Below are 13913 nucleotides of genomic sequence, written 5' to 3'. Positions count from 1 at the left end.
TCCCACCGATCCCCTCCAGACAGGACATCCGATGAAGACGAGAAAGACCCTCGCCAAAGCCGCCGCGATCGCCCTCCTCGCCGCGGGCGGAGCGACTCTCGGAGCGGGCATGGCCGGCGCCGAGCCGGTGAACGTGCCCAAGCCTCAGACGCCCCCGTGGAGCAAGTCCGCCGACGGGTTGACCTACTGCTTCGAGGGTTACTGCGACAACTGGGACAAACGCTCGAACTACGTCTGCACCACGGGCGCACCGACGGCCCTGCTGTGCGACGGCATCATGCTCGGGGTCCGGGTGCTGCCCCCGCTCGACATCGGACCGCTTGTCCCGCACAGCATCATCCGCTGACATCCGGATGACCGTCCATGTCGCGCGATACTGTCGGCGACAAGATCACCACAAGGGAACCGCCTCGTGACCGACACCGAAGGCTTCTCGACCTACGTGCACGACATCGAGGAACGGCTCCGACGCGACTCGGGCGATGTGGTCCTGGCCGACGCCAGAGAGCGCTTCACCGGTGGTGAACTCCTCGAACTCATCCACGGTCTCGCGACCGCCCTTGTCACTCACGGTGTGCGACGGGGACATCGTGTTGCATTTGTCGCGCCCGCAACGGGTGGGGCGATCGCGGTCCGCTACGCTGCGGCGCTCCTCGGTGCGTCCACCGTGTACTGCCCCGACGCGGGATCACCTGCGAGATTGCAGGTGTTCCTGTCGCGCATCGGGGCGGACGCGGTGATCGTCTTTCCGAGTACGGCCGCATCGGTAGGGGGCTCGAGTCGCACGAATGTGCTTGCGGTCGGCAGGGTCCCGGGCCTGCCGGATCTCCTGACGGAGGGGCGGTCCCGATCCGACGACGCCGGTCCGGAAGCCGGACAAGTCTCGTCCGACGACGAATGCGTTCTGGTCGCCACCGGAGGGACCACCGGTGTCTCGAAGGCCAGTGTCCGATCGCATGTAGGATACCGTCGGCTGGTCGACCTCGGCCCGACGCCCGGCAGGCGGCAGCTGGTCTGCACCCCGCTGGCCTACATCGCTCAAACCCTCGTCGATACAGTCCTTCTCGGCGGTGGTCAGGTGTTCCTCCAGGACGGATACGCGCCGGCGGCAGTCCTGCGGGCGATCGCCGACGAGCGGATCACGCACCTGGCTCTGGTCGAACCCCTCCTCGTCGAGCTGCTCGACAGCGAGGACCTCGCCGGCGCCGACCTCTCCTCCGTCGTCGGGATCAGCCATGTCGGCGCCGATGCGGCGTCGTCGCTGCGACGCCGATTGTTGCGTCGGGTGGGGCGATCGATACTCGTCAATCCCTATGGTGCAAGCGAATTCGGGGTGGTGAGCGTACTCGCCGGACCGGACTACGGTGTCGACTCGCCGCATCTCGCGACCTCGGGGCGACCAGTGCCGTCGCCGTCGACTGAGGTGCAGATCCGGACGGGCGACGGACGACTCTGTCCACCTCTCGAGGAGGGCATCATCCAAGTCCGGACAACGGGACAGGCCCACGGGTACAGCTTCACTCCGCCGCACTCCGGTTTCACGGACGACGGTTGGTTCAGCACGGGCGACGTCGGGTTGTTCGACGAAGACGGTTACCTGCTCGTGCGAGGTCGCGCCGACGATCGTCGGCTCACCGACACGGGCTCTGTCTTCCCGGTGGACATCCAGGAGGCGCTGTGCTCCCAGCCGGGGGTTCGCTACGCCGTGGCGGTGCCTGCGCCCGATGACATCGACGCGGTTTTCGGGGCAGTCGTCGTGCTCGATCTAGACGCCACGTCGACCATCGACGATCTCAGCGAGAACCTGCGAACCACACTCCCGCGCGCGGGCGAGATCTCGCTTGAGGTCGTCGACGAGGTTCCGGTCACCGAGCAGGGGAAGCCGAGCCGTCCGGTCATCACTGCCCGGTTGTTCGGGGACGGCTGAGCAGAATGAGGGATTCGTACGCGAAACCGGCACGAATGCCTCACTCCGCGGCCTTGCCCGACGAGATGAGAGCAGCGGCGATCGCGACGATGACGAGCAACGCGCCGGTGACGAGGAAGCCGATCGCGGTCCCGAGGCGACCCGGGTATGCAGCGAGAAGTGCTGCGAACACAGCGACGCCGAGGATGGCACCCATCTGTCGGCCGGTGGTGATGACCCCGGACGCCTGACCTCGCTGTCCGGCCGGGACGGATGCGACGGTCGCAGTGGTGAGCGGACTGAGCAGAGCACCGATTCCGACGCCGACGGGGCCCAGTCCGATGGCGATGACCGTCACCGAGGACACCGCGAAACCAACAGCCACGGTGATCATTCCGGCGGCCAGGCACAGGCTCCCCGCCACCACGACGCGCTGCAGTCCGTAACGCTCGTACCGCGCGCCGACAAGGCGGGTGGCGGCCAGCAGCGGGATCACGAGCGGCAGGAGCGCCAGCCCCGACTCGACGGGCTCCAGGTGCATGGCCTCCTGCAGTGCGACCGCGCCGTAGACGGTCGCGGCGGTCATGGCGAAACCGATCGCGGCGAGAGCCGTTGTGCGGACCGCGAAGTCTCGGTCGCGAAGCAGGCCGATGTCGAGAACGGGAATGGTTGCGCGTTTCGTCGCCAATGGGAACACCGACAGCGCCACGCCGCCCACGACGAGCAGGGTGATCACCGCAGGCGATCGCCATCCCCACGCGGGGCCCTGCAGCAGCGCGGCGACCGCTGCGCCGAGACCCGTCACCAAAAGTGTCAATCCGGGCAGGTCCCACGATTGCGAAGTGCGCGCGCCGGACGGCGGGTGCGCCAGGACGCTGAGGACCACGGCCACGATGCCGACTGGGACATTGACGAGGAACCCGACCTGCCAGGTGAGGAACTGGGCGCATACGCCACCCACAGCCGGTCCGATGAGCGCGAAACCCTGGCCGACACCCGTGTAGACCGCCATCGCGCCCGGCCGTCTCGCCTCGTCGACGGTGTGGATCAGCAGTGCGAGGGTCGCGGGCATGAGTACCGCGCCGGCGACGCCGGCCAGCGCGCGACCGGCGACGACCGCTTCGAAAGACGGCACCACGGCGATCATCGTCGACGCCGCGACGAAGCCGACCATCCCGACACGGAACATCGTCGCGGCACCGTAGGCGTCGGCGAGTCGGCCGCCCACCGGAGCGAACACGGCCAGCATCAGCAGGTAGATCGACACCAGCCACGACGACTGGCTCACGCTGAGGTCCAGATCTCGCATCATCGTGGGCAGCATGACGCCGAGAATGCTCGAGTCGAGAACGAGCAGGACCATCGTCGAGGTGGTCGCGGTCAGCAGCATCGCTTCCCGGCGCCGGGCCGTTCGATCGGTACCGCGCACTCTGCGTTGTGAGGCTTCCGTCCCGGGCTTCAATTGAGTAGCAGCCATCCGAATCGCAGGCAGAGCGCCGCGACACCGAGGACCGCCGTCGCGATCAGCCACCGCCGGGCGAGCCGTTCGGCCCGCACATGGTCGTCACCAGGTCGTAGGTAGACATACGCCGCCGTCATCGCGCACCCGGCAGCCGCGGCCCCGACGATGAGCACGAGCGTCAGCATCAACACACCCACCATCATGCCGATCAACCCCGCGTGGCCGCGCCGATCACGGGAAGGTCGAGGCGCACGGAACCGTGGGTAGGCGTCGAAGTGGTTTCGACAAGCTCAACCAACGGAGGGCAGCTCAACCAACGGAGGGCAGCTCAACCAGCGGAGGGCAGCTCAACCAGCGGAGGTGCCCAGTCAACGCGTACAGCCGCACAACGGATTCGGCCGCACAGTCGACGGATTCGAGCGCACAGTCGACGGATTTGAGTGCACAGTTGACGGATTCGAGCGCACAGTCGACGGGTACAGAACGAAGTCGGCGCTGCGGCTTCATTCGAAGTCGCAGCGCCGAGTCGAGATCATCGACGACGGGGGGATCAGTCGACTTCCTCGCCCACCCACTTCGCGAGCAGGTGGTGCATGTGGCGGATCTTGAGTTCCTGGTACGCCGCCATCGGCAGGTACTTCTGGGTGGTGGTCTTCAGGCCGCGGTGCACCTTCGGCATGTTGTACGCGTCCTGGTCGAACACACGGGCCGAGCTGCCGAGGACCGTGGCGTCGATCCAGGTCTGCTCGGGCGTCAGCCACTGCACCTTCGCGGCCGGCGGGCGCGGCCCGGTGAACGGCGCCAGCAGGTAGACGTCCATGATCGACGTGTTGTGGTCGTCGCCGTTCGGCCGGAACCGGTAGACGATGCGCTGGTAGGCGCCCCACGGATGGAAGTTCGGGAACACCGTGTAGTAGATGCTGTCGAGCGACTCGGCGTCGGACATGTTGTCCGCCTTGACATCACCGATGACGTCGCGGAGCCCCTCGCGGGCGAGCAGGCCGGACATCTCGCGCGCGGTGACACCGTCGGGCAGGGTGACCATCGGGTCCTCGTCGATGCGCGCGTCCACCATCGAGTCGAACATCTCCTGCTCGCTCGGGGTGAACTTGATGTGCGGGCTGGGCACGCCGTTGGCGGTGATCCCGCGGTTGAAGTTGCCCCACGAGTCGTACTGGCTGTTCGAATCCCCGGTCCCCACAACACGTTGCGGGTGGGTGGTGATGACGTGGAAGGCCTCCGAGAACGCCTCCTGGGCGATTTTCCAGTTCGCGTCGATGACCTTCGCGACGTGCGCCTGGATGTAGCGATCCTCCAGCGGCCAGGCCTCGAAGTGCTTGCCCAGGTCGCCGAGGAAGCTGGCAAGCGACTCCGACTGCGGGTCCATGTTGATGAAGACGAAGCCGCCCCAGGTGTCCACCTTGACCTGCGGAAGGTTCATTGCATCCTTGTCGACGTGGGGGAAATCCCATTCGCACGTCATGGATTTCAGCGATCCGTCCAGGTTCCAGCAGAAGCCGTGGAACGGACAACGCAGGTCGTTGCCCGCGGGACCGCTCTCCTCGCGGAGCATCCGGCCGCGGTGCAGGCACGAGTTGTAGAACGCGCGGATGGACATGTCCTTGCCGCGCACGACGAGGATCGACTTGTCGCAGATCTCGTAGATGTGCGTGTCGCCGGGCTCGGGGATCTCCTCTTCACGACACGCCATCTGCCAGACCTTGTACCATATACGATCTCGCTCGAGCTCGTGATACTTGCGGCTGATGTACCGCGAGACCGGGATGAAGTTCTGATCCTCGTAGAGGTCGTGGGTCTCCTCCCGCAGGACCTGCGGGACCGGGTGGGTGTCGGTGTCGAGCAGTCGCTGGTAGCTGGCGACGTAGTCGGCCTGCTCGTCGTCGGATGCCGACGATCCGGGGGTGCGTGTGTCGATCTCGGTCACAATTTGCCTCCTTCGGCCAGGCGATTGCTGCGGGCTTCGTCGGCGAGTCGGTCCGCCTGCATCTTCTCCAGGAGCTTGGCAGCGCCCATGAAGCGACGGTTCTGGGTGATGGGGACGGGCTCGCGCGGACCGAGACCGACCCAGCGGGCCATCTCCGGGTCAACGGATTTCACTTCGCCGTGCAGGTACCGGCCTTCGGGGTCGAAGGTGCCGGTCTTGCCGTCCTTGGTGGTCACGAGGACGTTGAAGTCCTCGTCGAATTCGTAGATGGCTCGACTCATCGGATGCTGGATCTGACGCATCGGGTTCTCCTCGGTGGGGCTGGCGCGCCTCTTACTTGGCAGCGTATTCACTAACTGTAGCACCGAGAGTGAGCGGCAACACATCGAACTGTATTCGCTGTAAAAAAAGTTCAGATGGAACGGGCTGCCCACCGGAGCGAGTTGGCGATCAGGGAGCGGTAGTCCGGGTGGGCGAGAGTGGCCGCGGTGTCGCCGGGCTGGAGGTAGACCAGGCGGGATGCACCGTTGGTGCGACACCAGCCGACCAGCGACGATCCCTCGGCGTGCTGCCACCCCTCCCGTTCATCCCGCCGCCCGGACATGGCCAGTGCGGTGGAGAAGTGCACGTCGTCGGTCATCGGTGCGTTCGTCCGCAGCAACGGCGTCACGGAGTCCTCGAACACCTCGCAGAGATAGGTCTCGTCGACGAGGTCGAGATGTGCCGGCAGGTCCGCGGTCACCGGGTGGGTGCTGTCCTCGATGGTGATCCGCTGCCCCACCGCATGCCGATAGCCGGAGTCGGGGCGCGGTGCCCCGCGCACGGTTCCGGGCTGGTACAGGTAGCGGCCGCCGACGAACTCCGACCACTCGTCCCAGTTGGCCCAGCTCGCGATCGCATGATGCAGGACGACGTATCCGTGCCCCGTCTCGCGGGCCGCGCGCAGACAGTCCCGCAACGACTCCGGCGGGTCGTACGGTTCGGGCAGGGTGCCCGGCATGTCGTAGTGAAGGGACACGTCGTGGTCGGCGAGGTCGTCGGGCCCGATCGCGGCGTCGGGATGTTCGCGCCAGGTGACCTCACCGGGAAGGGCGTCGAGGAGATCGGCGAAGGCGGCTCGGTCGAAGGAGTGGCCGCCGGTGATCGCGAGGATGCGCATGTTCGAGTCCAACCTGCATCGGAGTAACTGTTTCGGAATTAAAGTTACTCGACGGGCTCGGCTCGGGTCAGCGGCCTTCGATCATCTTGGTGCAGACGTCGGTCGTCGCGGTGCGCAGACTGGGGACCGGGATGTCCGACAGCGGCCCACCCTCGATACGCAGGGGTTGGATGGCGATGGTCATCGCGATCATCGTCCGGACCCGGAGGGTGCGCGCCGCGTGCTGTGCGGTGGCCGCACGCCGGTTGGGCGGGTCCTCACCGGCCGGGAAGTAGTCGAACGCACGTCGGATGTGCCGTTCCTCGTACTCCTTCGTCAGCAGCCGGGTCCCGGGGGTCGCGCCGCCGGCCATCTGCAGGAACAGCATGCGGGCGGAATTGGGGTGCTCGGCGGTCCAGTCCCAGACCGCGGCGACGACGTCCTTGAACGAGTCCGCGCTCGCGGACACATCGTCCGGTCGAGCCGACTGCGCCGCGGCCGAACTCGCGTCCATCGCATAGCCGAGTGCGCTCTCGAAGAGCTCCTCTTTGCTGGCGAAGTGATAGTAGACCGCGGTCGGGACCATCCCCGCCTCGGTGGCGATCTCCTGGATGGAGGCCTCCGCGAACCCCTTTCGCGAGAACACCCGAACCGCGGCCTTCACGATGAGATGCCGCCGCGACGGACGGTGCGCGGTCGTGCCGTTGCCGGCGCCCGATCCGTTCTGGACCGGTGAGTCCGGCGGTGCGCCCTCGGCGCCGGCCTCGTGTTCCACCGGCGAGATGTCGGGTGCGGCGTCGGGATCGACGTCCTCCTGTGGGCCGGTGCCCGCCCCCGGATCCGCGGCCGCCAGTGCGATGTCGTCGGCAGCCGGGGTCGAATCCCAGCCGAGCCAGTCGGCGTCCGACTCCGACATGCCGTCGGCCGGCCGGGCGTTGTCTCGCCTCGATCTCGCCATACGTCCTCCTCGCCGTGCTCCCCGTCCCGATCCGCCGTGGCGCAGACCTCCCGGTTCCGTTCACGGCGTGCCATCAGGATGGCACAGCCCGTGGCAGCCCCCGATGCTGTCATGATCTATCGCATGGCGGGCAAGAATCCCTCAGGACGAAGCACTTCCGGCCGACGCAACGCCGGGCGCGCGTCGGCGAGCGCTCCGAGTGGCGGCAGCGGCGCGAAGCGGGCCGCGCACCGGCCGTCTCGACGCGACGTCGTCGTCGAGGCGGCGATGCACCTGTACTCCATGCGGTCGATCGAGGACGTCACCGTCGCCGACATCGCCGCCGAGGCGCAGATGACCTCGGCGGCAGTGTATTACCACTATCCCTCCAAGGAGGAGGTACTCCTCGGCGGACTGCGGATCTTCGCCGAGCAGATGCTCACCCAACTGCGCACGGAGATCGACGCCGATCCCGACGCCTCGCTCGGCGACGTGATCATCTCGGTTCTCGAGTGGACCGACGCCCACCGGGCGGCGTCGCTGGTCTACTTCGTGCGGTCGCCCGGATGGAGTCTGTCGATCGAGGCGCTGCGCCGGGAGGTGCGTCTGGAGATGCTCGCGATCTTCTCCGCCGAGTTGCGGGTGCGGGACCGCATCACGTCCAAGGCCAAGCAGGCCGCTGCGGCGACGGCACTGTCCAGCCTCCTCGAGGTGTCCGCGTCGTCGTGGCTCACCGAGGACGTCGTCCTCGCGAACCTGGGGCGCCGGCGCTTCTCCGACGAAGTGCGTGAGCTCGCCGCCGACATCGCCAGCGTGTGATGTGACACCCTCGAACCTATAGCTTCGACGTCTGATCGTTCACCTGAGCAGGCGGTTCGCGATAGTATCTTTATAGAGAACCTAGTTTGTGGTTCACTGGAGCCGTGCCCAACCAGACTCGTGCGCGCTCGATCGATCTCGACAACCCGTTCGCGCCGCTGGCCGGACTGTGCGAACTCGTGCTCATCCGCCACGGCGAGCAGGCGCTGAGCAAGGAGCTCAGCGCAGCCGAGACCGTCGATCCGCCTCTGTCCGGCCTCGGGCAGCGACAGGTGCGCGTCGTGGCCGACCGGCTCGCCACCCACACCGTCGATGCCGTCTACAGTTCGCCGCTGCGCCGGGCCCTCGACACCGGCCGGGCCATCGCCGCCCATCACGGTCTGGAACCGATCGTCCGCGACACCCTGACCGAGTACGAGCCGTGGCAGTCCTTCCCTGCCGACGAATCGCCGTTCGAGACCCTTCCGCACGACGAGATATCCCGGATCTTCCGCGAACACATCAGGACCCGCAGCTACGAACCGTTCCCGTACGCCGAGGACCCGGTGGCCTTCCGTGCGCGAGTGCTCGGCGAGATCGGCCGGATCGTCGACGCGCACCTCGGCGAGCGCGTGGTGGTCACCTGCCACAGCGGGGTGATCAATGCCGTGCTCGCCGACGCGCTCGGAAGCGGTTTCGACATGCCGGTCCGCGTTCACCACACGTCGGTCAACGTGTTGCGCGGCGCGGACACCCGCCGTGCGGTGCAGTCCGTCAACGACTTTACACACGTGCTCGACTTCCAGACCGCCGTCGGGGCGATGAACCTCTAGTCCGACCCCGCCAGAACAACCAGCCCGAACCGCCAGCACGACCGAAAGAAGAAGGACCCGACATGGATCTCGACCTCACCGGAAAGCGCGCCCTCATCAGCGGCGCGAGCAAGGGCATCGGCCTCGCCATCGCCAAGACCCTCCTCGCCGAGGGAGCATCGGTGGGCATCTGCGCCCGCGGCGAAGCCCAACTCAAGACCGTCGCCGACGAGCTGTCCGAGTCCGGCACGGTGTTCTGGAAGTCCGTCGATGTCGGCGACTCCGCGGCTGTGACGTCCTTCGTCGACGACGCGGCCGAGTCGCTCGGCGGGATCGACATCGTCATCGTGAACGCATCGGCCATGACCGGCAAGGGGCGCGAGGCCTGGGAGAACAGCTTCAACGTCGATCTGATGAGCCTGGTCGGCTTCATCGAGGCGGCCACACCGCACCTGGAGAAGAGCTCGGCCGCGTCGGTCGTCACGATCAGTACGACATCGGCCATCGAGGCCGGCCCGATCACCACCGCCAACAGCTATGGCGCGCTCAAAGCCGCCGTGTTGCAACACTCCTCGGCGCAGGCACGTGTCCTGGGAGCCAAGGGGATTCGCGTCAACGCGGTGTCGCCCGGTCCGGTCTACTTCGAAGGCGGACCCTGGGACACCATCAAGGAGCAGCGACCGCAACTCTATGACGCGGCGCTGTCGTCCGCCGCGCTGGGCAAGCTGGCCGCCGCCCAGGATGTCGCCAACGCGGTGACCTTCCTGGCGTCGCCCGCCGCCGGTCACATCACGGGCACCAACCTGGTCGTCGACGGCGGCTTCACCAACCGATTCGACTTCTGAGATGAGCGCGGACTCCACCGAGACCGCCGACGTCGTCGTCCTCGGCGGCGGTTCGGGCGGATACTCGTGTGCTCTGCGCGCCGCGCAGCTCGGCATGTCGGTCGTCCTGGTGGAGTCCGGCAAGCTCGGCGGTACCTGCCTGCACAACGGTTGTATCCCCACCAAGGCGCTACTGCATGCCGCGGAGATCGTCGACTCCGTGCGCTCTGCGGCCGATTTCGGAATCAAGGCCTCGCTCGACGGTGTCGACATCACCGCGGTGCACGCGTACAAGCAGAAGGTCGTCGACGGTCTGTACCGCGGCCTCGAGGGACTGATCGCATCGCGGGCGATCCGCGTGGTGCGTGGTCACGGCCGCGTCGTCGGGGACCGAACGGTCGCAGTCGATCTCGCGGACGGGGGGACCTCGCGACACCGGGGTGAGGCCCTTGTCCTTGCCACCGGATCGCAGTCGCGGACCCTGCCGGGCATCGACATCGGCGGTCCGATCATGACCAGCGACCGTGCGCTGGAGCTGGATTCGATCCCGAGGTCGGCGATCGTCCTGGGCGGCGGCGTGATCGGTTGCGAGTTCGCCAGTCTGTGGGCGTCGTTCGGCGTCGAGGTCACCATCGTGGAGGCGGCACCACGACTGGTCCCGACCGAGGACGAGTGGTCGTCGAAGCAGTTGACCCGAGCGTTCCGCAAGCGCGGCATCACCATTCGGACCGCGGCCATGCTGTCCGCCGCGCGCGTGACCGATGCCGGGGTCACCGTCGATCTCGGCGACTCCGAGTCGCTGAACGCCGACATCCTGCTGGTGGCGGTAGGGCGTGGTCCGCGGACGTCCGGTCTCGGGCTCGAGGAGGCGGGCATCCGACTCGACCGCGGGTTCGTCGAGGTCGACGATGCGCTGCAGACCACTGTGGCGGGCGTTTACGCGGTCGGCGACATCGTGCCGGGACCGCAGCTCGCCCATCGCGGGTTCGCGAACGGGATCTTCGTGGCGGAGCAACTGGCCGGCCTCGATTGTGTGCCGGTCGCGGACAGTGGGATTCCCCGCGTTACCTACTCCCACCCCGGGGTTGCTTCGATCGGGCTGACCGAGGCCGAAGCCGTCGAACGGCACGGTGACGTCACCACCGCCATCTACGACCTGGGTGGCAACGGCAAGAGCCGCATCCTCCAGACGTCGGGTGGGGTGAAGCTCGTCCGTGCCGGGTCCGACGGACCCGTCGTGGGAATCCATCTCGTCGGTGATCGGGTCGGTGAGCTCATCGTTGAGGCACAGCTGATCTACAACTGGGAGGCGACCGCCGACGACGTCGCGAACCTGGTGCACGCGCATCCGACCCAGGCCGAGGCGCTCGGCGAAGCCCACCTCGCGCTGGCGGGCAAACCCCTGCACGCACACGCCTGAGATCTCGAGGAGCGACATGTCCGGACCCGCCGGCCGCCTCGACGCGGTCGTCATCTGCGGTGGGCAATGGCACGACTTCGACTACGCGAGACTGCAGATCCTCACGCTGCTGGCCGATCACGAAGTGGTGCGAACGCGGGTCTTCGACGACTACGCGGGTGCGATCCCGGCCATCGACGACGCGGATCTGCTGATCACCTACACGTGCAACCGGATTCCGGACGAGGTTGCGCAACAATCGCTCACGGAGTTCCTCGCGCGCGGTGGACGATGGCTCGCGTTGCATGCCACCAACTCCGCGATCGAGCCGACGCCGCCCGGGTCGCCGAGCAAGTACGTCACGCCCCGCACCATGGGTGTATTGCCCCAGCTCGTCGGCAGTCAATTCCTCGGGCATCCACCGATCGCGCCCTACCGGGTCGAGATCAGCGACCCCGACCATCCGCTCGTCGACGGTGTCGAGGCCTTCGACGCCGTCGACGAGCTCTATGTGAGCGAACTCTTCGAGCCGATCGAGGTTCTCGCGCACACCCGGTTTGTCGGCGAGTCAACGGGTTTCGCGGAGGGACACACCACCTCCGACGATCCGCTGCCGGTGCTCTATCTCAAGAGACACGACCCCGGAACCGTCTGCTACTTCACGCTCGGGCACTGCCGCGGCAGATTCGACGTCCAAGACCTGGGTATCGACGACCTCGGACGAGTGGACCGCGGCAGCTGGGTCGTGCCGGAGTACCGCACCATCCTCGGCCGGTGCGTGGACTGGGCGGTTCGCGGGACGTTCTGAGGGTCAGAGCGTTCCCCGATGCCCCGTTTCGTGACCGGCAGACTTCAACTCGACTCCTGGACCTCGATCGGAGTCCATCGGTCGAGTTGAAGTCTGCCGGTCGCGGGCCCGACCTCCTGTGTTTCTATCGATTCAGCGAACAGAGGCCCCATGCGCCCTAAGAGACTGCTGAAATAGTCGGCGTCGTTTCGGTGTGGGGTGAGCGGGTTTGCCTGGTGGGCTGGGATCCTGGTGGGTATGCAGGGTGAGCCGGATCGTCAGGGTGAGTTTCTGGATGTGAACTCGGTCGTCGGGCATTTGCTGGCCGAGGGCAGTGTGTTCGCGTTTTTGGCTGCTCATCGCGAGCAGTTGTTCCCTGCGGAGATGTTCGCGGACCTGTTTCCCAGCGGCCGGGGCCGTCCGTCGATCCCGCCGGCCACGATGGCGTCGGTGATCGTGCTGCAAACGCTGCAGGGTTTGTCCGATCGCGAAGCCGCTGATGCGGTCACTTTTGATCTGCGGTGGAAAGCGGCGTGTGGATTCGTTTTGGGTAACAAAGGTTTTCATCCGTCGACTCTGACGTACTGGCGTCGGCGACTGGCAGCCAGCGACCGGCCGTACCGCATTTTCGAGGTGGTACGCGAGGTCATCACCACCACCGGGGTGCTCGCGGGTAAGAGCCGTCGAGCGCTGGATTCGACGATCTTCGATGACGCGGTGGCCCGCCAGGACGCCGTCACCCAGGTGATCGCGGCGATCCGGCGGGTCGCCCGAGAGGTCGACGGTGGTGCGGTGGTGGTCGAGCAGCGTGCGACTCGTCTGGCCGCGTTGACCGGCGGCGGCTATGACCGGCCCGGCAAGCCGCGGATCGCCTGGGATGATGAGTGTGCTCAACAGGACCTGATCAGCGCCCTTGTCGAAGATGGGTTGGCCGTGCTCGACGGTCTGGACCTCGAGGCCATCGAGAAGGAGCCGAGTAACGAGGCCCAGGCGCAGGCGGTGGCATTGCTGGCATTGGTGACCGGCCAGGATGTGGAACCGGCACCAGGTTCTGATGGCACCGACGGACGCTGGCGCATCGCGCCCCGGACCGCCCCGGACCGGGTGATCTCTACCGTCGATACCGACACCCGGCACGCCCACAAAACCCGGGCACGCCAGCAGGACGGGTTCAAGGGCCACATCGTCAATGAACCGGAGACCGGGTTGGTCACCGCGATCGAGATGACCAAAGCCGCTGGTCCGGACACTTCCGACGGAGCAGTCGGGGCACGGTTGTTGCTGAGCGATCCGACCGTCGCCGACGACGCCGACGATCGTGAGGTGCTGGGTGATTCAGCGTATGCCTCCGGTGACATGCTGGCCACGCTGGCGCGGACACGATGGAACGCGGTGATCAAACCCAAGCCACACATGCCGGCGGTTGCTGGTGGTTTCGTCATCGACGATTTCACCTTCGACGCCGACGCGAACACATTGACCTGCCCCAACAACCTGACCCGGCCGGTCAGCGCGAAAGGCCACGTCACCTACGGTGCGGCCTGCCAAGACTGCCCACTTCGGGCACGGTGCACCACCGCGGTTCGTGGACGCAAAATTAGTTTCGGCGAACACCACCAACTCCAGCGCGAACACCGACAACACTTCTCTGACAACACTATTGCCGACACCTACCGCCAGCATCGACCCATGGTCGAACGGACGATTGCCTGGCTCACCCGCGGTAACCGGCGGGTGCCCTACCGTGGAATCGAACGCAACAACAACTGGCTGCACCACCGCGCCGCCGCGATCAACCTACGCCGCCTGATCACCCTCGGACTGACTACCACCAACGGCACCTGGACACTGGCCACCGCCTGAACCGCGGCACCGCCGCCCCACCTAGATCGATCACCACGACCA

14 protein-coding genes are annotated in these 13913 nt (G+C 66.6%); 8 read left to right on the top strand and 6 right to left on the bottom strand.

The genetic code is table 11. From position 1 onward, the window contains the following. The first annotated feature begins 31 nt into the window (after positions 1 to 31). Positions 32 to 346: a hypothetical protein gene (locus LEL84_RS13610; protein ID WP_226511901.1), complete on the top strand. Its 315-nt coding sequence runs from the start codon at positions 32 to 34 to the stop codon at positions 344 to 346. Positions 347 to 412: 66 nt separating this feature from the next. Next, entirely contained in the window at positions 413 to 1927 is a 1515-nt protein-coding gene (locus tag LEL84_RS13605; protein WP_226511900.1) for a class I adenylate-forming enzyme family protein, read from the top strand. A gap of 40 nt (positions 1928 to 1967) precedes the next feature. Here LEL84_RS13605 and LEL84_RS13600 read toward each other — a convergent pair whose 3' ends face one another. The 6 genes from LEL84_RS13600 to LEL84_RS13575 form a co-directional block, all read right to left on the bottom strand. After that, positions 1968 to 3335 (bottom strand): MFS transporter, encoded by a 1368-nt coding sequence (locus LEL84_RS13600; protein ID WP_226511899.1) that lies wholly within the window; start codon positions 3333 to 3335, stop codon positions 1968 to 1970. A 29-nt stretch (positions 3336 to 3364) separates the two neighbouring features. Continuing rightward, a complete protein-coding gene (locus tag LEL84_RS13595; protein WP_226511898.1) occupies positions 3365 to 3571 on the bottom strand; it encodes a hypothetical protein in 207 nt (68 codons plus the stop codon). Between the two features lie 347 nt (positions 3572 to 3918). Then, the gene (locus LEL84_RS13590) at positions 3919 to 5313 is read right to left on the bottom strand and encodes an aromatic ring-hydroxylating oxygenase subunit alpha (protein WP_226511897.1); all 1395 of its coding nucleotides are present in this window, start codon (positions 5311 to 5313) and stop codon (positions 3919 to 3921) included. Then, complete coding sequence (locus LEL84_RS13585; protein ID WP_058252858.1) at positions 5310 to 5615, bottom strand: hypothetical protein; 306 nt, start codon at positions 5613 to 5615, stop codon at positions 5310 to 5312. Before LEL84_RS13585 ends, LEL84_RS13590 begins: the two co-directional genes overlap by 4 nt. Positions 5616 to 5725: 110 nt before the next feature. Continuing rightward, positions 5726 to 6472 (bottom strand): ThuA domain-containing protein, encoded by a 747-nt coding sequence (locus tag LEL84_RS13580; protein ID WP_226511896.1) that lies wholly within the window; start codon positions 6470 to 6472, stop codon positions 5726 to 5728. Positions 6473 to 6539: 67 nt separating this feature from the next. Next, positions 6540 to 7409, bottom strand: a complete 870-nt coding sequence (locus tag LEL84_RS13575) for a TetR/AcrR family transcriptional regulator (protein ID WP_083229472.1) — start codon at positions 7407 to 7409, stop codon at positions 6540 to 6542. A gap of 90 nt (positions 7410 to 7499) precedes the next feature. Between LEL84_RS13575 and LEL84_RS13570 the strand changes: the two genes are divergently transcribed. The 6 genes from LEL84_RS13570 (at position 7500) to LEL84_RS13545 (ending at position 13871) form a co-directional block, all read left to right on the top strand. Continuing rightward, complete coding sequence (locus LEL84_RS13570) at positions 7500 to 8207, top strand: TetR/AcrR family transcriptional regulator (RefSeq protein ID WP_223259032.1); 708 nt, start codon at positions 7500 to 7502, stop codon at positions 8205 to 8207. A 104-nt stretch (positions 8208 to 8311) separates the two neighbouring features. Then, on the top strand, positions 8312 to 9019 hold the full coding sequence (locus tag LEL84_RS13565; RefSeq protein WP_226511895.1) for a histidine phosphatase family protein: 708 nt from the start codon (positions 8312 to 8314) through the stop codon (positions 9017 to 9019). Positions 9020 to 9081: 62 nt separating this feature from the next. Continuing rightward, a complete protein-coding gene (locus LEL84_RS13560; RefSeq protein ID WP_058252853.1) occupies positions 9082 to 9843 on the top strand; it encodes an SDR family NAD(P)-dependent oxidoreductase in 762 nt (253 codons plus the stop codon). Between the two features lies 1 nt (position 9844). Then, entirely contained in the window at positions 9845 to 11242 is a 1398-nt protein-coding gene (gene lpdA, locus LEL84_RS13555; protein ID WP_226511894.1) for a dihydrolipoyl dehydrogenase, read from the top strand. Between the two features lie 16 nt (positions 11243 to 11258). Further along, positions 11259 to 12029, top strand: a complete 771-nt coding sequence (locus LEL84_RS13550; RefSeq protein ID WP_226511893.1) for a ThuA domain-containing protein — start codon at positions 11259 to 11261, stop codon at positions 12027 to 12029. 237 nt (positions 12030 to 12266) lie between these two features. Then, positions 12267 to 13871 carry an IS1182 family transposase gene (locus LEL84_RS13545; protein WP_226514318.1) on the top strand — a complete coding sequence of 535 codons (1605 nt, stop codon included), beginning with the start codon at positions 12267 to 12269 and terminating at the stop codon, positions 13869 to 13871. Positions 13872 to 13913: the final 42 nt, after the last annotated feature.

It is taken from the genome of Gordonia sp. WA4-43, from assembly GCF_020520305.1.
Classification (GTDB): domain Bacteria; phylum Actinomycetota; class Actinomycetes; order Mycobacteriales; family Mycobacteriaceae; genus Gordonia; species Gordonia hongkongensis.
This window is presented reverse-complemented; position numbering and strand designations above follow the sequence as displayed.